Origin of the sequence: Sporosarcina sp. P19 (genome assembly GCF_002743165.1) — a bacterium.
Classification (GTDB): domain Bacteria; phylum Bacillota; class Bacilli; order Bacillales_A; family Planococcaceae; genus Sporosarcina; species Sporosarcina ureae.
The window spans coordinates 238,337-263,240 of record NZ_PDYR01000001.1; the positions used below are offsets into that span (position 1 = coordinate 238,337).

25 protein-coding genes and 1 other annotated feature are annotated in these 24,904 nt (G+C 40.9%); all 25 genes read left to right on the plus strand.

Annotated elements, in window-relative coordinates; genetic code table 11:
* Positions 1-26: 26 nt before the first annotated feature.
* The 25 genes from CSV74_RS01175 to CSV74_RS01295 all read left to right on the plus strand — a co-directional run bounded on the left by CSV74_RS01175 (position 27) and on the right by CSV74_RS01295 (position 24,904).
* On the plus strand, positions 27-1,922 hold the full coding sequence (locus CSV74_RS01175) for a penicillin-binding transpeptidase domain-containing protein (RefSeq protein WP_099690563.1): 1,896 nt from the start codon (positions 27-29) through the stop codon (positions 1,920-1,922).
* 46 nt (positions 1,923-1,968) lie between these two features.
* Complete coding sequence (gene mraY, locus CSV74_RS01180) at positions 1,969-2,940, plus strand: phospho-N-acetylmuramoyl-pentapeptide-transferase (protein WP_029052376.1); 972 nt, start codon at positions 1,969-1,971, stop codon at positions 2,938-2,940.
* The gene (gene murD, locus CSV74_RS01185; protein ID WP_099690297.1) at positions 2,941-4,290 is read left to right on the plus strand and encodes a UDP-N-acetylmuramoyl-L-alanine--D-glutamate ligase; all 1,350 of its coding nucleotides are present in this window, start codon (positions 2,941-2,943) and stop codon (positions 4,288-4,290) included.
* 57 nt (positions 4,291-4,347) lie between these two features.
* Complete coding sequence (ftsW, locus tag CSV74_RS01190) at positions 4,348-5,436, plus strand: putative lipid II flippase FtsW (protein WP_029052374.1); 1,089 nt, start codon at positions 4,348-4,350, stop codon at positions 5,434-5,436.
* A gap of 14 nt (positions 5,437-5,450) precedes the next feature.
* Positions 5,451-6,305, plus strand: coding sequence for a cell division protein FtsQ/DivIB (locus tag CSV74_RS01195; protein WP_051210411.1), 855 nt, complete (start codon positions 5,451-5,453; stop codon positions 6,303-6,305).
* Positions 6,286-7,011, plus strand: a complete 726-nt coding sequence (locus CSV74_RS01200; RefSeq protein WP_051210410.1) for a DUF881 domain-containing protein — start codon at positions 6,286-6,288, stop codon at positions 7,009-7,011. The genes CSV74_RS01195 and CSV74_RS01200 overlap by 20 nt, the downstream gene beginning before the upstream one ends.
* A 19-nt stretch (positions 7,012-7,030) precedes the next feature.
* Positions 7,031-7,747 carry a DUF881 domain-containing protein gene (locus CSV74_RS01205; protein ID WP_029052372.1) on the plus strand — a complete coding sequence of 239 codons (717 nt, stop codon included), beginning with the start codon at positions 7,031-7,033 and terminating at the stop codon, positions 7,745-7,747.
* A gap of 7 nt (positions 7,748-7,754) precedes the next feature.
* Positions 7,755-8,120 (plus strand): small basic family protein, encoded by a 366-nt coding sequence (locus CSV74_RS01210; protein ID WP_099690298.1) that lies wholly within the window; start codon positions 7,755-7,757, stop codon positions 8,118-8,120.
* A gap of 100 nt (positions 8,121-8,220) precedes the next feature.
* Positions 8,221-9,507 (plus strand): cell division protein FtsA, encoded by a 1,287-nt coding sequence (ftsA, locus tag CSV74_RS01215; protein ID WP_029052370.1) that lies wholly within the window; start codon positions 8,221-8,223, stop codon positions 9,505-9,507.
* A gap of 49 nt (positions 9,508-9,556) precedes the next feature.
* On the plus strand, positions 9,557-10,726 hold the full coding sequence (ftsZ, locus tag CSV74_RS01220; RefSeq protein WP_029052369.1) for a cell division protein FtsZ: 1,170 nt from the start codon (positions 9,557-9,559) through the stop codon (positions 10,724-10,726).
* A gap of 179 nt (positions 10,727-10,905) precedes the next feature.
* Positions 10,906-11,754: a sigma-E processing peptidase SpoIIGA gene (locus CSV74_RS01225; RefSeq protein WP_099690299.1), complete on the plus strand. Its 849-nt coding sequence runs from the start codon at positions 10,906-10,908 to the stop codon at positions 11,752-11,754.
* Positions 11,748-12,458 (plus strand): RNA polymerase sporulation sigma factor SigE, encoded by a 711-nt coding sequence (gene sigE / locus CSV74_RS01230; protein WP_081657792.1) that lies wholly within the window; start codon positions 11,748-11,750, stop codon positions 12,456-12,458. The genes CSV74_RS01225 and sigE overlap by 7 nt, the downstream gene beginning before the upstream one ends.
* A 104-nt stretch (positions 12,459-12,562) precedes the next feature.
* Positions 12,563-13,351, plus strand: coding sequence for an RNA polymerase sporulation sigma factor SigG (gene sigG / locus CSV74_RS01235; protein ID WP_029052366.1), 789 nt, complete (start codon positions 12,563-12,565; stop codon positions 13,349-13,351).
* Between the two features lie 518 nt (positions 13,352-13,869).
* Entirely contained in the window at positions 13,870-14,115 is a 246-nt protein-coding gene (locus tag CSV74_RS01240) for a PRC-barrel domain-containing protein (protein ID WP_158231725.1), read from the plus strand.
* A gap of 66 nt (positions 14,116-14,181) precedes the next feature.
* Positions 14,182-14,874, plus strand: a complete 693-nt coding sequence (locus CSV74_RS01245) for a YggS family pyridoxal phosphate-dependent enzyme (protein WP_199170298.1) — start codon at positions 14,182-14,184, stop codon at positions 14,872-14,874.
* Complete coding sequence (locus CSV74_RS01250) at positions 14,871-15,368, plus strand: cell division protein SepF (RefSeq protein WP_029052363.1); 498 nt, start codon at positions 14,871-14,873, stop codon at positions 15,366-15,368. The genes CSV74_RS01245 and CSV74_RS01250 overlap by 4 nt, the downstream gene beginning before the upstream one ends.
* A gap of 65 nt (positions 15,369-15,433) precedes the next feature.
* A complete protein-coding gene (locus CSV74_RS01255; protein WP_029052362.1) occupies positions 15,434-15,724 on the plus strand; it encodes a YggT family protein in 291 nt (96 codons plus the stop codon).
* 69 nt (positions 15,725-15,793) lie between these two features.
* A complete protein-coding gene (locus tag CSV74_RS01260; protein ID WP_099690302.1) occupies positions 15,794-16,570 on the plus strand; it encodes a YlmH family RNA-binding protein in 777 nt (258 codons plus the stop codon).
* Between the two features lie 99 nt (positions 16,571-16,669).
* Positions 16,670-17,227 (plus strand): DivIVA domain-containing protein, encoded by a 558-nt coding sequence (locus CSV74_RS01265; protein WP_051210409.1) that lies wholly within the window; start codon positions 16,670-16,672, stop codon positions 17,225-17,227.
* Between the two features lie 51 nt (positions 17,228-17,278).
* Positions 17,279-17,501: a binding site (T-box leader), on the plus strand.
* A gap of 104 nt (positions 17,502-17,605) precedes the next feature.
* Positions 17,606-20,365, plus strand: a complete 2,760-nt coding sequence (gene ileS / locus CSV74_RS01270) for an isoleucine--tRNA ligase (protein WP_099690303.1) — start codon at positions 17,606-17,608, stop codon at positions 20,363-20,365.
* Positions 20,366-20,503: 138 nt separating this feature from the next.
* On the plus strand, positions 20,504-20,980 hold the full coding sequence (gene lspA / locus CSV74_RS01275; RefSeq protein WP_099690304.1) for a signal peptidase II: 477 nt from the start codon (positions 20,504-20,506) through the stop codon (positions 20,978-20,980).
* Positions 20,980-21,885 (plus strand): RluA family pseudouridine synthase, encoded by a 906-nt coding sequence (locus tag CSV74_RS01280; RefSeq protein ID WP_099690305.1) that lies wholly within the window; start codon positions 20,980-20,982, stop codon positions 21,883-21,885. The genes lspA and CSV74_RS01280 overlap by 1 nt, the downstream gene beginning before the upstream one ends.
* Before the next feature lie 227 nt (positions 21,886-22,112).
* Complete coding sequence (gene pyrR, locus CSV74_RS01285) at positions 22,113-22,661, plus strand: bifunctional pyr operon transcriptional regulator/uracil phosphoribosyltransferase PyrR (protein WP_029052357.1); 549 nt, start codon at positions 22,113-22,115, stop codon at positions 22,659-22,661.
* Between the two features lie 20 nt (positions 22,662-22,681).
* On the plus strand, positions 22,682-23,968 hold the full coding sequence (locus CSV74_RS01290; RefSeq protein WP_029052356.1) for a uracil-xanthine permease family protein: 1,287 nt from the start codon (positions 22,682-22,684) through the stop codon (positions 23,966-23,968).
* 57 nt (positions 23,969-24,025) lie between these two features.
* Positions 24,026-24,904: an aspartate carbamoyltransferase catalytic subunit gene (locus CSV74_RS01295; protein WP_099690306.1), complete on the plus strand. Its 879-nt coding sequence runs from the start codon at positions 24,026-24,028 to the stop codon at positions 24,902-24,904.

Here is a 24,904-nt window from a genome sequence, read left to right on the forward strand (position 1 = left end):
GTGAGTCATTGCGTTCATTTATTGATATGCAGTCCAAAAAACGTTTACGTGTAGCCTTCTTATGCTTTCTTATCTGTCTACTACTCGTAATAGGAAAACTATTTCATGTCCAAATCATCAAGCATGAATGGTTGAAAGAAAAAGCAGAAGAAAATTGGGACATTGAAATTCCTTTTGGTGCTATGCGTGGAAATATTACGGATCGAAGTGGTAAGTTGATTGTCGGTAATAAACTAGCACCTACACTGTATTTCATGCCGGCTCAAAATCCCGACATTTCTAGCGACATACCTGCAATTGCAAAAATCCTTAACATGCCACCAGAAACTTTGGAAGAAAAGCTGAACAAAAAAACATATATGGTGAAATTAGCTCCAGAAGGAAAAAATATTACGAAGGAGCAAGGGGATGAAATTACTAAACTACAAGTAGCCGGCTTGTATGTAGGAGTAGATTTCGTCCGACATTATCCATATGATGATCTGTTAGCGCGTTTGATTGGCTTTACCGGCTATGATGGTGATGGGTTGGCAGGTATTGAGTATGCATATGATGAAATTCTAAACGGAACAGGAGACAAAGTACGACTGTTCACTGATGCTAAAGGAATTGCATTGCCACACGTAGAAGATAGTTTCGAACATGGGAAAGATGGTTCGAACTTGGAGTTGACTATCGATCTGAAAATGCATCAAATTGTGGAACGCGAACTGATCCAAGCAATGGAAAAATATGATGCAACACAGGCACTGGCTATCATCATGAATCCAAAAACAGGAGAATTATTGTCACTGGCTTCTGTACCAGGTTTTGATCCACGAGAATATCAATCAGCCGATTCCACTATCTATAATCGGAATTTGCCTGTATGGATGACGTACGAGCCAGGTTCCACATTCAAAATTCTTACATTGGCAGCTAGTTTGGAAGAAGACGTCATCGATTTGGAGAATGAAAATTTTTATGATCCTGGTTATAAAGTCGTTGCAAACGCTAGGTTACGGTGCTGGAAGCGAGAAGGTCATAAAGATCAAACATTTTTGGAAGTTGTAGAAAATTCATGTAACCCTGGATTCATTACGATGGGACAGCGACTTGGAAGTGAAAGATTAGATCGTTATATTCGTGAATTCGGCTTCGGTAGCTCAACAGAATCAGGCATTGCTGGTGAATCGAAAGGTATTCTGTTTTCCAAAGAAGCATTTGGACCGGTGGAACAGGCAACTACTTCGTTCGGGCAAGGAATCTCTGTCACCCCAATCCAACAAGTGCAAGCAGTCGCTGCAGCTATTAATGGCGGCAAACTCTATAAGCCATATATTGTGAAGTCAATAAAAGACTCTGAAGGTAAGACGTTAAAAGAATTTGAACCAGAATTAAAAAGACAAGTAATCAGTGAAGAAACATCAGCTAAAGTGCGGCATGCGCTTGAATCTGTTGTAGCTAACGGATCGGGTCGTAATGCGTTTGCAGATGGTCTTCGAATAGGTGGTAAAACGGGGACGGCACAGAAAGTAGAGAATGGTCGTTATAAAGATGGCGATTATATCGTCTCCTTCATTGGTTTCGCGCCTGCAGACGATCCCGAATTACTCGTTTATCTAGCTATCGATAGTCCAAAGAACTCCATTCAATTCGGAGGAGTTATCGCTGCACCAATCGTAGGACGTATCATTGAAGAAATTGCTCCGATTGCTAATATTGAAAGAAGAAAAGAGCAGTTAGAGAAAGAATACCGATGGGGAGACGCGATCACATTCCGTTCACCCGATTTACTTGGAATGAATGAAAAAGAATTGCTGTCTCAAAATTACACGTTCAAAGTTAAATGGCATGGAAAAGGTAAGAAAGTGATTCGACAGTTACCCGCTCCCCATACTTTGATGACCGTGGAAGACACGATTCATTTGTACACGGAATAAGCAATGCTTCACTGACAGGCAATTGATAGTAGAAGGAGAACTTAACATGACACTCGGCACCACAGTTACGATAATCACTGTCGCATTTTTTGTATCAGCGATTATCGGGGTGATCATCATCCCATTACTTAGAAGGTTGAAATTTGGTCAAAGCATACGGGAAGAGGGTCCGAAAGCGCATTTGAAGAAAGCGGGCACGCCCACAATGGGCGGGCTCATCTTCCTTCTTTCCATATCGATTTCAACACTCGCTTTATCTTACATAAACGACACATTAACTACTCATACGATTGTGTTATTGATCGTGCTGACCGGTTTCGGAATCATCGGCTTCCTAGATGACTTTATCATCATAGTGGCGAAGCGCAACTTAGGATTGACATCACTTCAGAAATTAATTGGACAGATCATCATTGCGATTGTTGCCTTTTTCTTACTGAAACTCGGACCATTCGAAACTGCGGTAAAGATTCCTTTCACGGAACTTGGAATAGATCTTGGTGTATTTTATGTGGCCTTTTTGGTCTTTTGGCTCGTAGGTTTTTCTAACGCAGTTAACTTAACGGATGGATTGGATGGTCTCGTTGGTGGTACATCGACTATAGCATTCACTGCATTCGGTGTATTGGCGTTAGTATATGAGCAAAACGATATCGCGTTATTCGCATTCGTAGTAGCGGGTGCGATGCTTGGATTTTTATTATTCAATATCAAACCAGCGAAAGTATTCATGGGAGACACAGGTTCATTGGCATTAGGCGGCGCGCTCGCTATGATTTCAGTATTAATCAAACAAGAATTATTGTTGTTGATCATTGGAATTGTATTTGTAGTAGAAACACTTTCCGTTATTATTCAAGTCATTAGTTTTAAAATGACAGGAAAACGCGTCTTTAAAATGAGTCCCATTCATCATCACTTTGAATTATCAGGCTGGTCTGAATGGAAAGTAGTGATTGTGTTCTGGGGTGTGGCATTGCTTGCTGCCCTCGTTCCAGTCTTCTTGGAGGTCATGTAGATGAAGAATACAGAACAATTCATAGGGAAAAAAGTACTTGTAGTCGGCCTTGCGAAGAGTGGAGTGGCAGCAGCAGGTTTGCTTCATCGTCTAGGTGCGGAAGTGTTAGTCAATGACTCTAAGTCGCTAGAAGGCAATGAAGAGGCAATAGAGCTACAAACTCAAGGAATTGAAGTCATTGGTGGGGGGCATCCAATTGATTTACTAGAGCGAAACTTTGACTTTATTGTGAAAAATCCGGGGATTCCTTATAGCAATTCGTTAATTGCTAGTGCTGTTGAACGAAAAATCCCGATTTGGACCGAAGTGGAATTAGCAGGTATTCTAAGTGAAGCACCGATCATTGCTATTACGGGTTCGAACGGTAAAACGACAACCACCACATTGCTTTATCATATGCTCAATATGGCAAAGAAAAATCCGTTGATTGCCGGCAATATTGGAACTGTTGCTTGTACAGTGGCGGAAAAAGCTCAGGCGAATGAAGTGATTGTACTTGAAGCCTCTTCATTTCAGTTAGCTGGAACAGAAAGCTTTACTCCGCGTATAGCGATTTTCACGAATTTATATGAAGCGCATTTGGATTACCATGGATCGATGCAAGAATACTTAGATGCGAAGTTGCAAGTGGCTCGCAATCAAACTTCGGAAGAGTATTTGATTTTTAATGCGGATCAAAGGTTAATCAAAGAAGGAATAGAATCATTCAAATCTGAAAAAATTCCATTCTCTGTACTTGGAAAAGCTAGAGAAGGTATTTCAGCGGATGGCGAATGGATTTATTGGCAAGGTGAACCTTTCATAGAAATTAAGCATATCAAATTACCGGGCCGTCACAATTTAGAAAATATCTTATCAGCAACAGCTGCAGCCATATTGTCAGGGTGTGAAAAAACGGCGATAGAAAATGTCTTAAGTTCTTTCACTGGTGTTCGCCACCGCATGCAATTTGTTCGCGAAGCGAATAGCCGTACAATATACAATGATTCAAAAGCGACCAATACATTAGCAACAAAAAGTGCACTTTCTTCATTTAAGATGCCAATCGTCTTGATTGCAGGCGGACTTGACAGAGGTCATTCATTTGAAGAATTACGACCTCATATGAAAAATGTCCGTGCTGTCGTGACGATAGGGGAGACAGCAGAGCGTTTTGCAGAATTTGCGAAGTCTTGTGGTGTGACAGAGGCGACCCGGGCATCTACTATGCATGAGGCTGTTGAAAAGGCATACGCATGTAGCTGTGAAGACGATGTGATTTTATTGTCGCCAAGCTGTGCAAGTTGGGATCAATATGAGAGCTTTGAAAATCGTGGTGACCAATTTGTCGAGGCCGTAATGAAGTTGTAAATTCATTGCAATAGTTGGAAAGTAAACTGAAGAAGTGACTGAATAACTTGAGGAAGGATGCGAACGCTGGAAAGAACCTACCGAATAATCTTTTTGACAACCGCCTTACTATTGTCGCTGATTGGATTAGTATTTGTGCAATCGGCAGGATCTTATTGGGGAGAAGTACATTATCAAGATTCTTCTCCATTTATCGTCAAGCAAGGTATTTACATGGTTATTTCCTTAGCTGTTGCGTATGTACTGGTTAAGAGCCCACTAACATCTCATCCTAAATTCTGGACCTACTGCTATATCGCTTCGACTTTGATGTTGGTAGCGGTATTGATACCAGGTGTTGGAGCGGTGCGAAACGGTTCTCAAAGCTGGATCGCTCTCGGTCCCATCAGTTTGCAACCGGCTGAATTCGTGAAGGTTGCATTACTAGGGAAATTAGCAAGCGGTATGAAGAAACATAAAGAGAAGTCCTGGCAATGGCAGCACTTTGCATGGATTTTATTACCCGCAACGTTAATCATGTTGCAACCTGACCTCGGCTCTGCCGTCATCATGATAGTGTCTGCCTTTGTTATTCTTTTCTTAGCAGGCTATCCATTGTCATTCTTTATTTTTCTTTTCGTCTCAGGTCTCGGTGCTTTTATTGCACTCATTCTAGCTGCACCGTATCGTTTAGATCGAATTAAATCCTACGTTGATCCGTGGAACGATCCTCTCGGTACGGGGTTTCAAAGTATACAATCTTTATTCGCAATTGCCCCAGGTGGATTATTTGGTCATGGTTTCGGGAATAGTCGTCAAAAGTTTTTGTACTTGCCTGAACCTCAAAATGATTTTATCTTTTCGATCATTGCAGAAGAAATTGGGTTTATAGGTGCCGCATCTATCGTGCTGCTGTTTATTTTGTTATTCGCATCTGCATTCGGTATAGCGATACGGCTGAACAACTGGAATTCGTTTTTAATTGTCACCGGTATGGTGTCTATGATCACTTTCCAAACGTTTTTAAATATGGGAGTCGTCTCAGGTTTGCTGCCTGTGACAGGGGTGACGTTACCTTTCATTAGTTATGGAGGATCCTCGCTGTTGACTACGTGGCTAGCTGTCGGAACGATTCTACACTACTCTGCGAATAAAAGGGCAGGTTGAAGGGAGAACAGGATGTGGAAAAAGTAATAGATATTGAAGATCGGATTCCATCCATGCGTAAAAAACGCAGAAGAAGGGCCAACATGAGTTTTCTTCTGCTCGTCGTGATATTCGTCCTTGTTCTTCTTGCCTTGTTGTATTTCCAATCGTCATTAAGCGATGTTTCGAAGATATCCATTAATGAGACTGTACTACAAGAAAGTGAGTACTATAAGGGTCAGAGTGGATTGTATAAGGGGCAATCACTGTGGGGGTTCCGTGCAAAAGATATAGAAAATAATCTTGAAAAAATTCCTGGTGTGAAAGAAGCTAAAGTGAAACGTGATTTTTATAATGATGTTTCCATCAATGTTACGGAATGGGAACCGGTTGCTTATATAGAGAATCAAACTCAATATGACCTATTGTTGGAAAATGGTGATCGCTTAGAAGCAACCGATCCTGATATCCTTTCACATGCACCCATCTTATCTGGTTTTACCGAGCCAGATGTGACGGAACGAATGATCAAACAACTACAAAAGATGGATAGTACAGTTTTTGAACTCCTCTCCGAGCTTCGTTATGAAGGAGAAGATAAAATTGACGTATTCATGAGTGATGGATATGAAGTACATGCGTTAATTTTAGGTTTTGCTGATAAAATGTCCTACTATCCCGATATTATTGCGCAATTGCCTAAAGAAGAAAAAGGTGTGTTGGATATCGAAATTGGTGTGTACTTTAAAACATATACAGATTTCTACAAAGAACCAGTACCGGTAGATGTGAAGATCCCGCAGCCTGTTGAAGAGTCAAACGTAACAAAAGGCAAACCGGCAGAAGTAGAAATTAATAAGGAGGAAAAGAGTGAGCAAGAAACTGAATAAAACTAGAGAAAAGCGCGGCAAGCAATTAGTGCTGTCCATCGTATTTCTAGTATTGGGCTTCATGCTTGCGTTTTCCTATAGAACAATTGGCAGTAAGGAAAAAGTGCTAGATCCAGAGCAATCCGATTTATTTCAGCAAGAAGAACAGTATCGTGCAGAGCTAATCGATCAGCAAGAAAGAAATAAAGAGTTGACAAATGAATTACTCGAGAAACAAAAAGATGTGCGGTCGTTTGAACAAGTCTTCTCCGATAAAGAAAAAAATCATGCGATTCTTGTAGAAAAAGCACGAGATTTAAGGTTATTGCTTGGAGATATTCCGTCAAAAGGTGCGGGGGTCAAAGTGACACTGGAAGATGCGGAATATGATCCTTCAGTACAGAATCCGAATGATTATATCGTCCATGAAAGTCATGTTTTACGTGTAATCAATGAATTGAAAATCGCAGGTGCGCAAGGAATGACGATCAACGGGCAACGGATTAATTCAAATTCGTATATAAAATGTACAGGCCCTGTTATTATGGTTGATGGTAGAACGTTTCCAGCACCTTTTATTATAGAAGCAGTAGGAGATCCGAAAGTGCTATCTCCGGCATTACATTTAAAAGGCAGTGTCATAGATGGCTTGTTGCGAGATAATATTGTCGTCACACTAGAAGAAATGAAGGAAGTTCAACTGCCTGCGATTCGTGACGAAGTATGATGGATTGTGGGGGGGTAGAGTGAAGCGAAAAACACACTGGAAATTCACGTTGATTCTCGGTATAGTGGGATTTGTATTGGCTTTACAATATAACTCGATGAATACAGCATCTCCACGAGACACACGGGATTTATGGGCTATTCGTAAAGAATTATCGAGTGAAAAGAAAATTCATTCTGAACTCTTAGAAGAAATCAGAGAGATTGACCAGACACTTGTAGCGTATAATGCATCACCCGAAGCAAATGCAGCAAGTGTGTTGCAAGATACGTTGGATAAGTTGTATAAACAAGCGGGGTTCATGCCGACCACTGGTCCAGGATTTGTAATAGAGGTTGCTCCATCCCCAGAAAGTATTGCGTTCGGTTATGAAATAAAGCCAGTATCATCTGAACTGCTGGCTTGGTTTATTAATGTGGTGAATCAACAACAAGGAAATGAGTTGGAGATTGACGGCAAGCGCTTCACTACGTTGAGTTGGATTCGGGATATTAATGGCAATCTAACAGTCAGTGGGGAAGTGGTTTCCACACCACCGTTCAATATTAAAGTCGTTTCTCCTTCAAAGGAAGCAAGTGAAAAATTGTATAATCAATTATTAACTACTGCCATCCAAGATGAATTTTATTTGGACGACTTCGTTTTGACAATTAGTGAACCAGAGGAACGTATTACGTTACAAGGCTGGACGGGTGGTTTTGAAAATCGATTTTTAAAAGAACAAACAAAGGAGTAATGACAATATGTGGCTACCCTTACTTGGGCTCCTCCTTGGCGTTTCACTAGGTTTGCTCTCGGATATACAAATCCCGCAAGTATATGATAACTATTTAACTATTGCGATTCTCGCTGCATTTGATACACTATTTGGTGGAATCAGAGCCTATCTTCAGCAAGTGTATGACGATCGAATATTCGTCAGCGGATTTTTCTTCAATATACTATTAGCAGCAGCACTCGCGTTTATCGGTGTACACCTTGGTGTAGATTTATACTTGGCAGCAGTTTTCGCGTTTGGCGTAAGATTATTCCAAAACATCGCGGTCATGAGGAGAATCCTGCTTGCAAAATGGACGAGTAGAAACAAAAATCCCGATACAAATGCGTAATATTAAATGTTTTTAGAAGAGGGTGTTGAAAATATTTAGACAAAGCAGTCATAATACAATAGAATGGAAGTTACTAGTTACATTAAGGAGGTGTCAATAATTGAGTAAATCAAATCATTACGTATCACTTGATATAGGATCATCCACAATTAAAGTCTTGATTGGGGAGATGGATCAAAATGCCCTGCATGTAATTGGTGTAGGAAATGTACAATCTGCTGGAATTCGCAAAGGAACAATTATTGATATTGATGCCACTGTACAGTCAATCCGTAAAGCGATTGAACAGGCTGAAAGAATGACAGGTTTGAAAATTGAAGAAGTAGTTCTTGGCATCCCGGCAAATGGTGTCCAATTCCAAAACGTCAAAGGCGTTGTGGCAGTGAACTCTGAAAATCGTGAAATCACCGATGATGATCTTGAAAGAGTTATGAAATCATCACAAGTAATGAATGTTCCACCCGAAAGAGAATTCGTCAATTTAGTGCCAAAGCAATTTATTGTCGATGATTATGATGAAATCACAGATCCCCGTGGTATGATGGGAGTAAGATTGGAAATGGACGCCACGTTAATTACGACGTCCAAAACTCAACTACATAACATTTTACGCTGTGTAGAAAAAGCTGGTTTACAAATTCGTGAAATTTATTTGCAACCATTAGCGGCAGGTACTTTCGCATTATCTGAAGATGAAATGTATCATGGAACTGCCTTTATCGATATTGGCGGAGGGTCAACTACGGTATCGGTATTTGCCGAAAATCGTTTAATCAGCACGTCTGTATTACCTGTTGGTGGAGATCATATTACAAAAGACTTATCCATCGTCTTAAAGACACCTACAGAACAAGCAAGAATGATTAAACATCAGTATGGCCATGCCTATTATGATGATGCTTCCGATGAGGAATTATTTGAAGTGCCGGTAGTAGGGTCAGATGCAAAAGATCAATACAGCCAGCGTTATATCTCTGATGTTATCGGTTCACGTCTTGAAGAATTGTTCGAATTGATTCTCGAAGATTTGTATGCAACAGGTATCCGTGACTTGCCTGGCGGTATCGTGATCACAGGCGGTACAGCTAAACTAGATGGAATATTACAGTTAGCTCGTGATGTCTTTAAAACAAGAGCTAGATTATACACACCAGAATATATTGGTGTCCGTGAGCCGATGTATTCTACTGCGGTTGGCTTGATTCGCTATGCGTATATGGAAGATGTGTTCTTTGGCTATGAAGAAGAGCCAGTTGGTTCACCTCAATCAACAGAATCCATTTATGAAGTCGCGGAAGCTTCAGCTAGACCAGTTAAACCGAAAAAAGAAAAAGGTCAAGGATTCATGAAACGCGCTAAAAAAGTATTCGACAATTTCTTTGAGTAAAACATTGTGTTGGATGGGGAATTGCAGATAATTTAGAGGAGGAAAATCAATGCTTGAATTTGAGACGAACATAGATGCATTAGCGGTAATTAAAGTTATTGGAGTAGGCGGCGGCGGAAACAATGCGGTCAACCGTATGATTGAACATGGAGTGCAAGGCGTAGAGTTTATCGCGGTAAACACAGATGCTCAAGCATTGAAATTATCATCGGCTGAAATCAAACTACAAATCGGTGAGAAGCTTACTAGAGGACTAGGCGCAGGTGCTAACCCTGAAGTAGGTAAAAAAGCAGCTGAGGAAAGTAAAGAGCAGATCGAAGAAGCTCTACGTGGAGCGGATATGGTCTTCGTTACAGCTGGTATGGGAGGCGGAACTGGTACGGGTGCAGCACCAGTTATTGCTCAAATCGCTAAAGATATTGGGGCATTGACTGTAGGTGTGGTTACACGTCCGTTCACTTTTGAAGGAAGAAAGAGATCTACTTCAGCAGCTGGCGGTATCGCAAGCATGAAAGAAGCAATCGATACGCTAATTGTTATTCCTAATGACAAATTGCTTGAAATTGTAGATAAGAACACTCCGATGCTTGAAGCGTTCAGAGAAGCTGACAATGTATTGCGTCAAGGTGTACAAGGTATCTCTGATTTAATCGCAGTGCCTGGATTGATCAACCTCGACTTTGCTGACGTCAAAACAATCATGTACAACAAAGGTTCTGCGTTGATGGGTATCGGTATGTCTACTGGTGAAAATCGTGCAGCGGAAGCAGCAAAAAAAGCGATTTCCAGTCCACTGCTTGAAACATCCATCGATGGAGCAAAAGGTGTACTAATGAATATTACAGGCGGCTCGAACTTGAGCTTGTTTGAAGTGCAAGAAGCAGCTGACATTGTTGCCACTGCATCAGACGAAAACGTCAACATGATTTTCGGTTCTGTCATCAACGACGACTTGAAAGATGAAATCATCGTTACAGTTATCGCGACAGGATTTAACGAAGAACAATTAGCTCCGTCAAGACAAAGAGGTGCTGGTGTAACGGGTGGCGCTCGTCCACAACGACCTACTCAACAGCAACCACCGACACAAAGCAGATATGAAGAGCAACCACGTTACGAGCAACAATCTGAGCCGAGACAACCACAGGTTAATCAGCATCAGCACGAAGAACAATTGGACATCCCAACGTTCTTACGTAATCGTACGCGTCGTAAATAATAAATAGAACAAGCTTCCCGCATGAGATGAGTTTTTCATACGGGAAGCTTTTTTGTGTTTTCATATTAGCGATTACTCTACGCACTTAAAAATATGTCGAAGTTTTTTTCTGAAACCATCCAAAGCCCGACAGTATTTTCATTATAGCCGTGATAATCTGTTTGTAAGGAGGCCGGCATATGTATGGAGAACTGATGATAGGAATCAACATGCTCTTTAACTACGCCATCCTATCATTCACTAATAAAGTTGGAAATCATCAAACGAGCAGGAGGAGGTTATGGAGTGCAGCATTTCTCGGAGCCTTCTTTATTACGTTGTTCCCGTATTCTGTGCCAGCGATGATTTTGACTTTCTTAGGAATGACGTATATTGCATTTGGACAAACGTTCGGTAGTTGGAAGAACTCTATCCTCGCTGTACTGATCGCGTCTTTCTTCGCGGGGGGAATGTTGACCTTGGTCTATGCACAGATTAGTATTAGCGTAAATCAGAGCTTTTTATTCGTAGCGATTGGTCTAACCTATCTATCGTTATACATTGTGAAACATAAATGGATTGATACACGCATGATGAATAAGTTAATGAGTTTTACGCTCGATTCAGAATTAAGTTTATGGGGAAAATCGATACCACTTAAAGTATTCATCGATACGGGTAATCATTGTGTAGAACCTTTATCAGGAGATCCTGTACATTTTATTGGCTATCAAGCAGTTAAAGAACAGCTGCCAGTCGACTTCGCTTCAGCATTAGAGTCCTGGAATCCTGACCAATCACCAGACTTGGCTAGTTTCCCTGCTACTTATCAAAGAAGTCTTCGGTTAATACGATTGCAGACTGTTCAGGGAGCTTCATGGGCTGTCGGAATCAAGTATGATTGTTGGTCGCTCGAAGGAGAGTTATTGCCTGTGGGATATATCGTCTTGACGAGAGAACAGCGTCAATACCCTCAAGGTGCAGCAGCTATTTTGCAAATGAGCGCGATGGATGTACTAAAAGAAGAAGGGAGAACGGCTATATGTTGACAGAAGTAAAAAAATGGGTTTCATATATTGCAGGATTCTTCAGACGAAAAGGCGGCATATTTTATATCGGAGGACATGAATCTCTTCCTAAGCCTCTCGATAAGGAGCAGGAAGCCAAAATGATTGCAGCATTAATGAAGGGAGATCCTGCTGCACGTGATACATTGATCGAAAAGAATTTACGTCTCGTCGTCTATATCGCAAGACGCTTCGATAATACGAACACAAATATTGAAGATCTCATTAGTATTGGAACTATTGGATTGATCAAAGCAATTGAAACTTTTAAAGCAGATAAAAATATTAAGCTTGCGACATACGCTTCTCGTTGTATTGAAAATGAAATTTTAATGCACTTGCGTAAAACGAATCGAATTCGTTCAGAGATTTCATTCGATGAACCGTTGAATTCAGATGCCGATGGTAATGAGTTGCTTCTATCGGATATTCTAGGTACAGATGAAGATATTATTACAGACGACGTAGAGAAAAAGTTGGAGCGACAATATATGATCGATGCCATTTCCATTTTGGATGAAAGAGAACGTTATATTATGGAACAACGATTCGGACTGATGGGAACAAATGAAATGACACAAAAAGAAGTAGCGGATCTTCTTGGTATTTCACAGTCTTATATATCTAGATTGGAAAAGAAAATAATCTCTGAGCTACGTGATCGACTAAATCAGCCCATTTCATAACTGGACTTATCGGTAGAAATTGGCGATTCGTGAATTCGCATATTCTAAAGAGTTGAGGACAGACTACTCTGTACACTCACCTATAGAATGCGGAGGAAGAGCCAATGGTACGTACAAGAGTAGAAATTTGTGGGATCAATACGTCCGAGCTGCCTTTATTAACTGCAGATGTGATGAAAGAGACATTCATCCGTTTGCAAAGCGGTGACGAATTTGCCAGAGATGAATTGGTATTTGCGAATTTGCGTCTCGTACTTAGCCTTGTTCAACGCTTTAACTATCGTGGAGAGCAGGCTGATGATTTATTCCAAGTTGGTTGTATTGGGCTGTTGAAAGCCATAGACAATTTCGATTTAAAACATAATGTCCGGTTTTCTACCTATGCTGTGCCGATGATCATTGGAGAAATTAAGCGACATCTTCGTGATCATCATGCTGTTCGTGTATCTCGATCGTTACGTGATATCGCGTATAAAGCCATCAGAGCAAAAGAACAATATGTCAACGAACATCAACACGAACCAAAAATATCAGATCTAGAAAAGATAACGGGCATACCGGAAGAAGATATCCTATTCGCCTTAGATGCCATACAGGACCCTATGTCGTTGCATGAGCCAATGAACAGCGATGGCGGTGACCCGATTTATATGATGGATCAGCTACATGACCAAAGAGTATCAGAAGACCGCTGGATGAACTATGTGTCCATTAAAGATAAGATGGGCGAACTGGACGAACGTCAACAGCTCATCGTCTCCAAACGATTTTACCTCGGGCAGACGCAAACCGAAATCGCTAAGGAGCTAGGGATTTCACAGGCACAAATCTCGAGAATTGAGAAGCATGCGATGGAACAGATTCGGCTTGGGATTGAACAGAAGAAATACTAGATATCGACTGAATGTATATAAGACTGTCCTTCACACATTAATTTGTGAAGGGCGGTTTTTCTTTTTTTAGCGAATGAGTGGGCAACGAGATAGAATCGTATCTGTGCGCTCCACTCTTGTGTTGTTTCGGAAATTCATGTGGTGAGTTCTAGTCGCGCCTAAATGCCAAAACTATCACGCAAGCGCTCAATAATTTGCCTAAGTGATCATAGTTTCTACACAACCGCTCATTAATCTCCATAAGCGATCATAATCAGTGGATGAACGCTCATAAAAGCCATTAAGCGATCAAACTTGCTCCATAACCGCTCATTAAGCATTTCTCTTTACCGTATTTGAAATTAGAAAAGTGAAAAAGCGTGTTAATTACAATAAAAGCTAAAAGCAATTTCATCCTAACGCAAATCAAAAACCTTATCTAATGCTTCCTCCTTCTATATATTTCCTGATTGGTAAAGCAATTTCCCACGTTCTCATTAAAACTCACTATGCATAGTATGAAAGAAGGAGGGGAAACTATGCGTTTTTCCAGCTTGCAGAAAAAAGAAGTGATTGAACTGAAAAAAGGGTCGTTCATAGGTTTTGTTCAAGACGCTACAATCGACATCGAAAAAGGTGAAATTGCGCAACTTCATATAGGTGAACTTGAGCGCTCCTTCTTCTCAGACAGCAAGTCAAAAGGTGTCCAAAAAATCCAGTACAAAGACGTCATGACGATTGGAAAAGATATTATCTTGATTGAGAATAAACGGCTCAATAAATGACTTATCGTTGATATATAGTGTCCTAATTGATACAATGAAATAAAGATGATGAAAAGTAGTGATAATATGGAACAAGTAGAACAACGACTAGTAACTATACAAAAACAAATACATGATGCATGTGAAAAGGTAAATCGTAGCTCGGATGATATCACGTTAATAGCTGTCACGAAGCAAGTGTCTTCCGCTAGAGCGCAATCCTTACTAGATGTTGGGATTAAGGACTTAGGGGAAAATCGACTTGAAGGATTGCTAGAAAAGCAAGAAACGATTGAAGATCCGGTAAATTGGCACTTCATTGGTAACTTGCAGACACGCAAAGTAAAAGAATTAGTCGACACTATTGACTGCCTTCATTCGCTTGACCGTATGAGCCTTGCGAAAGAAGTGCATAAGCGGGCAAGTAAGCCGCTTGATTGTTTTGTACAAGTCAATGTTTCAGGCGAAGAATCCAAATCGGGCATTACTCCCGGTGAAGTAGATGTATTCTTTGATCAATTGGCAGCTTACGAAAACATTCATGTAATAGGACTCATGACGATGGCGCCAAATACAGATGATGAATCTATAGTTCGCAACACATTCCGTTCCTTACGTAAACTACGGGACAAAATCGCAGCGAAAGGATTATCCTATGCACCGTGTACAAAACTGTCCATGGGTATGTCTAATGACTTTACAATCGCAATAGAAGAAGGTGCAACTCATATACGCATCGGCACTGCATTGGCCGGATCAGAAAGCGAGGAAACTGAATGAGCCTCAAAAAACGATTGGAAAAAATGTTTTGGGTACAAGAAGAAGACTTAGTTCAACAACCAAAACCTCAAAGTAAACCAACTAAAGGTGAACAAGCAATGGCCCGCAAAGAGATGAAGAAGCTAGGAGGTAAGAAACGAGCTGTTAATAGTCGTCTTCAAGCCTCTCAGCAACAAGCTTCCTCCACACAAGCTCCAGTGATTAGCTTACAAAGTCTTCAAAAATCATCAAAAGTCATTCTACTCGAGCCGCGTTCTTATGCAGAAGTAGAGGACATTGCAGAACATTTAAAGAATCGCCGTTCTGTCGTAGTGAACTTACAGCAGATAGAACGAGATCAGGGATTTCGTATTATTGATTTTCTAAGTGGTACAGTTTATGCCCTCGGTGGTGACATTCAACGAATTGGCGCAGATATATTTCTATGTGCACCCGACAACGTGGAAGTAGCCGGTAAAATTACGGAATTTCTATCTGAACAACAAGAACGATAGGCTACACAACTTAGAACTTTCGCCTAATGAAAGTCGAACAATTTGAATGAGGTGTACATGTTATTATGATCGCATTATTAAACAATTCATATTTATTGATCTCTGGAGCCTTACAATTATATTCTATTCTGTTAGTCATTTATATTTTAATGTCATGGGTTCCTTCTACTAGAGAAACAAAATTTGGTCAACTTATAGCAAAAATAGCAGAGCCATATTTAGGGTTTTTCCGTAAGTTCATACCGCCATTTGGTATGATTGATTTTTCCCCGATTGTCGCATTGCTGTCATTACAATTAATCAGCAGAGGAATAGGTCAGATTTATTTGATGATTTTCCAAGCATTAGTAAATTAAGTATAACCTTAACTGAAATTGGAAATCCTCACAAGGTGAGGATTTTTTTATATAAGGAGAAGGAATAGAATGGATTCGATATTTCAACATTTTCGAAAAGAAGAACAACCATTTATTGAAAAAGTGAATAGTTGGGTGAAAGACGTGGAAGATACGTATGCACCCAAGCTAACAGAGTTTATGGATCCACGTCAGCGCTTCATAACAGAATCCATTGTGAGGAATTCAGACCTTACATTGACAGCTGAAGGAGGCTTTCACGATGCAGAACGCCAGCGTGTGCTAATCTATCCTGATTACTACACCCCGACTAAAGAGGATTTTCAAATTAGGATTTATAAGGTGAACTACCCACAAAAATTCGTTACAATGAAACATTCACAATTACTTGGGTCTCTACTGTCTGTTGGAATTGAGCGTTCACGATTTGGAGATATTCAACTAACTGAAGAAGCAGTACAATTTGCAGTTGCTCAAGAAGTGTCTGAATATATCCACGTCCATTTTACGCAAGTCGGAAAAGTGAAAGTTTCTGTAGAGCCAGTTCTGAATATGGAAGATTTTATTGATGTAAAAGAAGAGTGGACGGAAGAATTACATATTGTTAGTTCATTGCGTCTGGATGTAGTTATTGCAGCATTAACGAACAGTTCGAGAGCCAAAGCTTCTTCTCTTATTAAGGCGGAGAAAGTAAAAGTGAACTGGGCAATGATTGATCAACAAGCATTTGAAGTAGAGGAATATGATGTTCTATCAATTAGAGGGTATGGTCGCTTTAGAATCATGAGCATCGAAGGGCGCACAAAGAAAGATAAGATTCGAGTGATGATTGGTGCACTTGTCTAAATTGAATCCTTGATAAATTAAGAAAAGTAGTGTTTAATCAAGTAGTAAACACAATCACACTGTAAACTATGTAAGCATACTGAAAGGAGAAAGCGTATTATGGCTTTAACCCCTACGGATATACATAACAAAACGTTTAATACGAAATTTCGTGGCTATGATGAAGATGAAGTAAATGGATTTTTAGAACAGCTGATGAAAGACTATGAAAACGTCCTGAAGAAAAATGAAAAGCTTGAAAAAACGGTTTCTGATAATGAAGCAAAGATTACTCACTTTAATTTAATAGAAGAAACGATGCAAAAATCTATTCTAATCGCGCAAGAAGCCGCAGAAGATGTTCGTAAAAATGCTGTTCAAGAATCTAAGTTAATCATTTCCGAAGCAGAAAAGAATGCAGACCGTCTTGTGAATGATGCACTCGCGCAGGCTAGAAAGATCGCACTAGAAGTTGAAGTGTTGAAGAAACAGTCAAAAGTATTCAAAAGCCGCTTCAAGATGATGGTAGAAGCACAGCTCGACATGATCAATACTGAAGACTGGGACGACCTGTTGAAGTATGAGTTGGATACATCCAGCGTAGAAAATGTAGCTGAGAAGGAATTGGATATTCCAAATGTAGATAGTTTAGATGAAGAACTAGTTAAGAAGCCGTAAGAAGCTTGACAACACTCGAACACATTTTTATAATGAAAAGTAAAATGAAACGAAGAAGCGTTGACGGAAAGAGTACTTTCTAATTTCACCTATAGCGAGCCGGGGGCGGTGTAAGCCCGGTGGTAAATCAGAAACGAAAATCACTCCTGAGCTAGAACCTTTATGTAGATTTTGGTTCTCGGTCTCACACTGCCGTTATTAGTGTCTAAGCGGCAATTGCTCTATGGGCAATTGCAAGTAGGGTGGTACCGCGAGAATAAGCCTCGTCCCTTTTTGGGATGGGGTTTTTCTGATTTCTTAAACGAAAGAGCGCTTGGAGCTAGATGATTTCATTTCTAAAGAAAAAATGAGTTACATATATTTTAAGGAGGAATTATAATGGAATATAAAGATACATTGCTTATGCCAAAAACTGATTTCCCTATGCGCGGAAATCTGCCAAATAATGAGCCGAAAATGCAAGAAGAGTGGAATGAGAAGAATATCTATCAGCAAGTGCAGGAACGTACTGCAAATCGCCCGTGGTTCATATTGCATGATGGACCACCCTATGCGAACGGTGATTTACACATGGGGCACGCACTTAACAAAGTATTAAAAGACTTTATCGTTCGTTATAAATCGATGTCTGGATTCCATGCTCCTTATGTACCGGGTTGGGATACACACGGTTTGCCGATTGAGCAAGCACTTGTAAATAAAAAAGTCGATCGCAAGAAAATGAGCACGGCTGAATTCCGTAAAATGTGTGAAGAGTATGCACTACAACAAATTGATAATCAGCGTACGCAATTCAAGCGTCTCGGTGTTCGCGGAGATTGGGACAACCCATATATCACGCTAAAGCCTGAATTCGAATCACGTCAAATTCAAGTGTTCGGCGAGATGGCGAAAAAAGGATATATCTATAAAGGGTTGAAGCCTGTCTACTGGTCTCCTTCGAGTGAAACTGCATTGGCAGAAGCGGAAATCGAGTATCAAGATAAAAAATCACCATCCATATATGTAAGTTTCCCTATCAAAGATGGGAAAGGTGTACTGGATCATGATGTGAAGTTCCTGATCTGGACAACAACACCTTGGACAATTCCAGCGAACTTGGGGATTTCTGTTCATCCTAAATTTACGTACGCAGTAGTAAAAGTACAGGATGAGAAATTTATAGTAGCGAAAGACTTAGTCGAGTTCTTGGCGAATGAACTGGAATGGGAAGAGTACTCAATCGAAAAAGAAATTCAAGGTGTAGACCTTGATCGGATCGTTGCGAGCCATCCAATTTATGATCGTGATTCATTAGTTATGCTAGGTGAGCATGTTACAGCAGATGCCGGTACAGGCTGTGTTCATACAGCACCAGGTCACGGTGAAGATGACTTCTATGTGAGTAAGCAATATGGAATCGATGCATTATCTCCAATTGATGACCGTGGTGTCATGACAGAAGAAGCACCGTTTTTCTCAGGCTTGTTCTACGAAGATGCGAATAAAGCGGTAACTGAAAAGCTAGAAGAAGTCGGAGCCCTTCAAAAGTTGTCATTCTTTACTCACTCGTACCCGCATGATTGGCGCACGAAGAAGCCCGTCATCTACCGTGCGACTGCACAATGGTTTGCTTCTATTGAATCATTTAGAAATGATTTACTCGACGCAATCCGTACTACTACATTCACGCCATCTTGGGGTGAAACACGTTTATTCAATATGGTCCGTGACCGTGGCGACTGGTGTATTTCCCGTCAGCGCGTATGGGGCGTTCCGATTCCGGTATTCTATGCTGAAAATGGAGAAGTAATCCTTACCGATGAAACGGTCAGTCATGTAGCCGATTTATTCCGTGAGAATGGATCAAATATCTGGTTCGAACGTTCTGCGAAAGAATTATTGCCAGAGGGCTTCACTCATGAAGGAAGTCCGAATGGTGAATTCACGAAAGAAACGGACATTATGGATGTCTGGTTTGACTCTGGTACAACACATCAAGGTGTACTTGAAGAACGTGATGATCTTCGTTACCCGGCAGACTTGTATCTTGAAGGTTCCGATCAATATCGCGGTTGGTTCAACTCTTCATTGACAACTAGCGTAGCTATCAACGGGATTGCACCTTACAAAGGTATTTTGAGCCATGGTTTCACACTGGACAAAAATGGCCGTAAGATGAGTAAGTCTTTAGGGAATGTTATCGTCCCTTCGAAAGTCATCAATCAACTTGGTGCAGACATCGTGCGTCTATGGGTATCGTCTGTAGATTATACAGCCGATGTTCGTGTATCTGATTCAAACTTTAAGCAAGTCTCGGAAGTCTATCGTAAGATCCGTAATACGATTCGTTTCTTGCATGGTAACGTAGCTGACTTTAATCCAGCTACAGATCGTGTAGCATTTGATGATATGCGTGCAGTTGATCAGTACGTCTATGTGAAGTTGCAGGATTTGATTGAGGAAGTCCTTACAGCTTATGAGCAGTATGCGTTCCCTACCGTCTACCACGCAATCAATAATTTCTGTACAGGTGTATTGAGCTCGCTGTACTTGGATATTGCGAAAGATGTAGTCTATATCGAAGCTGCGAATCATCCAGATCGTCGTGCAATGCAGTCGGTGATGCATGATACATTGATCACACTGGTGAAGCTCATCACGCCAATCTTGCCACACACTGCAGATGAAATGTGGAAAAATATTCAGTACGTTGAAGAAGATAGTGTCCAATTGACGGATATGCCTGAAGCAGATCATAAAGGCGAAGGAGCGGACAAACTTCGTGAGCGCTTCGATAACTTGATGGATATCCGAGATGATATCTTGAAAGCTCTGGAAGAAGCAAGAAACGCGAAAGTAATCGGAAAATCTTTGGAGGCAAAAGTTACTGTTGTGTTGCCAGAAGATCAACGTGGTATTTTGCAAGCAGAGGATATTGATTTTGCACAATTCTTCATTGTCTCGGAATTTGAAGAGAGTACAGATGAAAAGTTATCGAATGCATTGAAATTAGATCATGCAACGGTTTTGGTAGAACCAGCTGAAGGTGAAAAATGCGAACGATGCTGGACAATCTCCAAAACAGTTGGAGAAGACGCAGAACATTCGACACTATGTACACGATGCGCGACTGTTGTGAAAGAAAACTATGCGTAAGCAATTTTGATGTCACAGCCATCATCATTCATTCGTGGATGATGATGGCTTTTTTGCATAGCGGAACTAACAAACGTAATAGAAGACGTGTTTTTATGGTAAACTAAAGAAGAAATTAGCTGGACGGAGGGTAATGAAGTGATATTTTATTATGCAATCGCTGCACTGGTCATTGGCTTGGATCAGTTGACGAAATGGCTAATCGTAAAAAATATGGAGCTAGGTGAACATATTGCTATCCTGGATCCTTATATTGCATTGCTATCTCATCGTAACCGTGGAGCTGCATGGGGAATGCTTGAAGGAAAGATGTGGCTATTTTTTATTGTGACCATTGTAGTCGTTGTAGCTATTATTTACTTCTTCCATACAGAAGGTAAAAAGGATCGACTGCTAGGTGTGAGTCTAATGTTATTGCTAGGCGGTGCGATTGGGAACTTTATCGATCGACTAGTAAGAGGAGAAGTAGTAGATTTCATCAGCGTCTTGATACCTGTTATACATTATGATTTTCCGATATTTAATGTGGCGGATGCCGCATTGACGATTGCTGTCATACTGATTTTGCTACACGTAGTGTTAGATGAAAAAAAGAAAAAGAAAAAGGTGTCGTAATGGAAAGATTAGAATATGAAATAACAGAAGAACTTAAAGGAAGTCGAATAGACAAAGCATTGGCTACTCTTCAACCGGACTGGTCACGCACGCAAATCCAGCAATGGGTAAAAGAGGAACATATTAAAGTAAATAACAGTGTAGTTAAGCAGAACTATAAAGTTAAGACGGATGATCAGGTCACTGTCGAGCAGCCGGCAATGGAAGAATATGATGTAGAAGCTGAAAATCTAAACCTTGAAATTGTTTATGAAGACCAAGACGTGTTGGTTGTCAACAAACCAGTGGGGATGGTTGTTCATCCATCAGCTGGTCATGTGAGTGGAACTTTAGTCAATGGATTAATGTATCAAGTGACGGATTTATCAGGCATCAATGGTATTATGCGACCTGGTATCGTACACCGTATCGATAAAGATACTTCCGGGTTATTGATGGTAGCCAAAAATGATAAAGCACATGTTTCATTAGTTAATCAGCTCGTCGCTAAGTCAGTTAATCGTGTGTATACGGCATTAGTTCACGGACATATTCCACATGATAACGGCACAATAGATGCACCAATTGGGCGTGACAAGCGCGATCGTCAACGGATGGCGGTTGTGGATGAGGGGAAAAATGCTGTTACACACTTTAAGGTTCTTGAACGTTTTGGCGCATATACATTGGTTGAATGCCGACTGGAAACAGGAAGAACTCACCAGATTCGTGTGCATATGAAATACATCGGGTATCCACTTGTAGGAGACCCAAAATACGGTCAGAGAAAAACAATCGATTTTGGCGGTCAAGTACTGCATGCAGGAACTATTGGTTTTGATCACCCGACGACGGATGAATATATGGAGTTCACTGCTCCGTTGCCTGAAAATTTCCAACAGTTACTAAATGAATTACGCTCTTAATAAGCGTTGACAAATGCTTGTAATGAGATGTATACTCTATTAAGAAATTGAATAGCGATACCTTTAACGTCAGTCCTGTGAGGCTGGGAAGGTTGCACGGAATTACATGACAGCTTACTGCGGTAAGCATCGATGTATGCTTTTTTCTGCACGTCTGCCCTCCAGTCTTCTCTGACTGGAGGGCTTTTTTTATAGACAAAAGGTGAAATAGAAAGGGGACCATTGATATGGCCGAAAAAGCAGCAATACTAGATGAACAAGCTATCACGCGGGCGGTCACACGTATTGCCCATGAAATTATCGAAAAGAACCGAGGAATTGATCAATGCATCTTAGTTGGTATCAAGACAAGAGGTGCTATATTGGCGAAACGCTTAGCAGATAAGATTGAAATAATTGAAGGTAAGCCAATCAAAACAGGTGAATTGGATATCACATTGTACCGAGATGACCTTCAATTAAAGAATGAACAAGGAGAAGCATACGTACAACAGGTCGATATCGAACACGATGTAGCGAATCAAAAAGTCATCCTAGTAGATGATGTTCTTTATACAGGTAGGACGGTTCGGGCTGCATTAGATGCCATTATGGACTTAGGAAGACCTTCTTCTATACAGCTGGCTGTATTAGTAGATCGAGGTCATCGAGAACTACCGATTCGTCCGGACTTTGTCGGAAAGAACATCCCGACTTCAAATGAAGAACGAGTAGTAGTTAGTATGATTGAAAAAGACGGAACGGATGGAGTCACCATTCACACACGTACATTATAAGCAGCTGGGAGAAATGATAGATGAGCGTAAAAGTATTGGATGTACATGAAAAGCCGCAACCTATTCGCTGGCTTGCACTAAGCTTACAGCATATGTTCGCCATGTTTGGCGCAACAATTTTAGTACCACAACTAGTAGGCTTAAGCCCAGCTATCGCGCTCTTAACGAGTGGGATCGCAACGATCGTATTTATTATCGTGACGAAGTTTCAAGTTCCAGCCTATCTAGGCTCTTCATTCGCTTTTATTGTACCGATTCAGATGGCGACACAATCGGGCGGTATCGGTAGCGCAATGATAGGTAGTATGTTCGTAGCATTGGTCTATGCGATCATATCGTTACTAATTTATAAAACCGGCTATAACTGGATTATGAAGTTATTACCACCTATCGTAGTGGGACCCGTCATTATGGTAATTGGATTGGCAATTGCACCTACAGCTATTAATATGGCGAGCACGATCAATGTGGATGGAGCGGATGTTTACAGTGGCTTACACTTTTCGGCGGCTCTAGTAACACTTGCTTCTGCAGTATTCTGCTTGATGTTCTTTAAAGGAATTATCAGCTTGATGCCGGTACTTATTGGCATCGTAGTTGGGTATATCTATTCTGCTTTCATCGGTATTCTAGATTTCAGCAAAGTAGTAGAAGCCAAGTGGTTTGCAGTACCGGAAATGCTGATCCCGGGTGTTGATTACGAATTCGTCGTAACACCGACACTGCTAATCATTATGGTGCCAATCGCGATAGTCACTATCTCTGAGCACATTGGACACCAGCTTGTACTAGGCAAAGTAGTAGACAGGAATTATATTGAAAGTCCTGGATTACACAGATCGTTGCTTGGTGATGGACTGGGAACACTTATGAGCGGACTAGTCGGAGGACCACCTAAAACTACATACGGAGAAAACATTGGCGTACTTGCTATTACGCGAGTCTACAGTGTGTATGTGATCATGGGGGCTGCAGTATTTGCGATATTCTTCTCCTTCATAGGTAAAATTATGGCGTTGATTGCTACGATTCCTACGGCAGTACTTGGCGGAATATCTATTCTGCTGTTTGGTATCATCGCTTCATCAGGAATGCGCATGCTCATCGACCACAAGATCGACTTTGATAATCAACGAAATCTAGTGATCGCATCCATCATCCTAGTAATCGGAATCGGTGGGGCAACGATCAACATAAGTGAAACATTCCAAATCGGTGGTATGGCTCTGGCTGCAATTGTCGGTGTTCTGTTGAACCTAGTATTGCCAGGTAAAACAGATGATACTTTGATGGATAAGGAAGAATAGAAAACAACGAACATTTCGTGCATGACGTACTTGCATTTCGTGAAGGAGGAATATCTGATGGAACATTTAGTTTCAATGAAAGACCTGACAGTGGAAGAAATCATGCTCATACTCGATCGGGCAGCGATTTTTAAGCGATTGGGCTTCAGAGAACTGCCTGGAACATATACCGTCAGCAACTTGTTTTTTGAACCTAGTACGAGAACGAAAACAAGTTTTGAGATGGCGGAACGTAAAGTAGGCGCGCAAATTATCCCCTTTGAGACAAGTTTCTCGAGCACCTTAAAAGGAGAATCTTTGTATGATACGATTAGGACGTTGGAGGCAATAGGTTTGGATGCGTTAATCATCCGCCATCCAGCTGATGGATTCTATGAGGAATTAGTAAAACGAACAAATGTGGCAATCATTAATGCAGGAGATGGATCGGGTCAGCATCCGACACAATCCTTGCTCGATATCTTCACGATTCAAGAGGAATTTGGTCATTTTGAAGGACTGAAAGTATTGATTGCGGGAGATATCGCCCACAGTCGGGTCGCTCGCTCAAATGCAGAAGCTTTGCGGAAGCTGGGAGCTGAGGTCACGTTCCTTTGCCCACCTGAATGGGCAGGAGAATTTGACAGTGTCGACAACTGGGATGAAGTAATTGAAACGAGTGATGTTGTCATGCTCCTTCGAGTACAGCACGAACGTCATAATACAGAGATGGCTTATACGAAAGCTGCTTATCACAAGCAATACGGTCTAACTATAGAACGGGCAGCTAAAATGAAAAAAGGTGCAATCATCATGCATCCAGCTCCAGTGAATCGTGATGTGGAAATAGCGGATTGTTTAATAGAAAGTCCGCAATCGCGAATTTTTAAACAAGTAGAAAACGGTGTCTACATTCGGGCAGCTGTTCTAGAACTTATATTGAAGGGGCGGAAGTAA

Coding starts and splice junctions, on each gene's coding strand:
- ftsW (WP_029052374.1), top strand. CDS start 4,348: ATGCGAACGCTGGAAAGAACCTACCGAATAATCTTTTTGACAACCGCC.
- murD (WP_099690297.1), top strand. CDS start 2,941: ATGAAGAATACAGAACAATTCATAGGGAAAAAAGTACTTGTAGTCGGC.
- ileS (WP_099690303.1), top strand. CDS start 17,606: ATGGAATATAAAGATACATTGCTTATGCCAAAAACTGATTTCCCTATG.
- CSV74_RS01265 (WP_051210409.1), top strand. CDS start 16,670: ATGGCTTTAACCCCTACGGATATACATAACAAAACGTTTAATACGAAA.
- pyrR (WP_029052357.1), top strand. CDS start 22,113: ATGGCCGAAAAAGCAGCAATACTAGATGAACAAGCTATCACGCGGGCG.
- sigG (WP_029052366.1), top strand. CDS start 12,563: ATGGTACGTACAAGAGTAGAAATTTGTGGGATCAATACGTCCGAGCTG.
- CSV74_RS01245 (WP_199170298.1), top strand. CDS start 14,182: ATGGAACAAGTAGAACAACGACTAGTAACTATACAAAAACAAATACAT.
- ftsZ (WP_029052369.1), top strand. CDS start 9,557: ATGCTTGAATTTGAGACGAACATAGATGCATTAGCGGTAATTAAAGTT.
- CSV74_RS01250 (WP_029052363.1), top strand. CDS start 14,871: ATGAGCCTCAAAAAACGATTGGAAAAAATGTTTTGGGTACAAGAAGAA.
- CSV74_RS01295 (WP_099690306.1), top strand. CDS start 24,026: ATGGAACATTTAGTTTCAATGAAAGACCTGACAGTGGAAGAAATCATG.
- mraY (WP_029052376.1), top strand. CDS start 1,969: ATGACACTCGGCACCACAGTTACGATAATCACTGTCGCATTTTTTGTA.
- CSV74_RS01175 (WP_099690563.1), top strand. CDS start 27: ATGCAGTCCAAAAAACGTTTACGTGTAGCCTTCTTATGCTTTCTTATC.
- CSV74_RS01280 (WP_099690305.1), top strand. CDS start 20,980: ATGGAAAGATTAGAATATGAAATAACAGAAGAACTTAAAGGAAGTCGA.
- CSV74_RS01240 (WP_158231725.1), top strand. CDS start 13,870: ATGCGTTTTTCCAGCTTGCAGAAAAAAGAAGTGATTGAACTGAAAAAA.
- CSV74_RS01260 (WP_099690302.1), top strand. CDS start 15,794: ATGGATTCGATATTTCAACATTTTCGAAAAGAAGAACAACCATTTATT.
- CSV74_RS01210 (WP_099690298.1), top strand. CDS start 7,755: ATGTGGCTACCCTTACTTGGGCTCCTCCTTGGCGTTTCACTAGGTTTG.
- sigE (WP_081657792.1), top strand. CDS start 11,748: ATGTTGACAGAAGTAAAAAAATGGGTTTCATATATTGCAGGATTCTTC.
- CSV74_RS01290 (WP_029052356.1), top strand. CDS start 22,682: ATGAGCGTAAAAGTATTGGATGTACATGAAAAGCCGCAACCTATTCGC.
- CSV74_RS01225 (WP_099690299.1), top strand. CDS start 10,906: ATGTATGGAGAACTGATGATAGGAATCAACATGCTCTTTAACTACGCC.
- CSV74_RS01255 (WP_029052362.1), top strand. CDS start 15,434: ATGATCGCATTATTAAACAATTCATATTTATTGATCTCTGGAGCCTTA.